Source organism: Luteimonas sp. 100069 (genome assembly GCF_003813845.1).
GTDB lineage: Bacteria > Pseudomonadota > Gammaproteobacteria > Xanthomonadales > Xanthomonadaceae > Luteimonas > Luteimonas chenhongjianii.
The window spans coordinates 1-524 of the sequence record NZ_RPFN01000016.1 but is presented as its reverse complement, the minus strand read 5'-3'; the positions used below and the strand labels follow the sequence as shown (position 1 = coordinate 524).

Below are 524 nucleotides of genomic sequence, written 5' to 3'. Positions count from 1 at the left end.
GCCGAGCTGCTCGAGCTGGTCGAGATGGAAGTGCGCGAGCTGCTGAGCAAGTACGACTTCCCGGGCGACGACACCCCGATCATCCACGGTTCGGCCCGCCTGGCGCTGGAAGGCGACCAGAGCGAGATCGGCGTGCCGGCGATCCTGAAGCTGGTCGAGGCGCTGGACACCTGGATCCCGGAGCCGGAGCGCGACGTCGACAAGGCGTTCCTGATGCCGGTCGAAGACGTGTTCTCGATCTCGGGCCGCGGCACCGTCGTGACCGGCCGCATCGAGCGCGGCGTGATCAAGGTGGGCGAGGAAATCGAGATCGTCGGCATCCGTCCGGTGCAGAAGACCACGGTTACCGGCGTCGAAATGTTCCGCAAGCTGCTCGACCAGGGTCAGGCAGGCGACAACGCCGGTCTGCTGCTGCGCGGCACCAAGCGTGACGACGTCGAGCGTGGCCAGGTGCTGGCCAAGCCGGGTTCGATCAAGCCGCACACCGATTTCGAAGCCGAAGTCTATGTGCTGTCGAAGGACGA

The 524-nt window shown here is 65.8% G+C and carries 1 protein-coding gene; it reads left to right on the top strand.

Going from position 1 to position 524, the window contains the following annotated elements:
• A partial coding sequence (locus EGK76_RS15315) for an EF-Tu/IF-2/RF-3 family GTPase (protein WP_255409798.1) occupies positions 1 to 524 on the top strand: 524 nt, incomplete at both ends.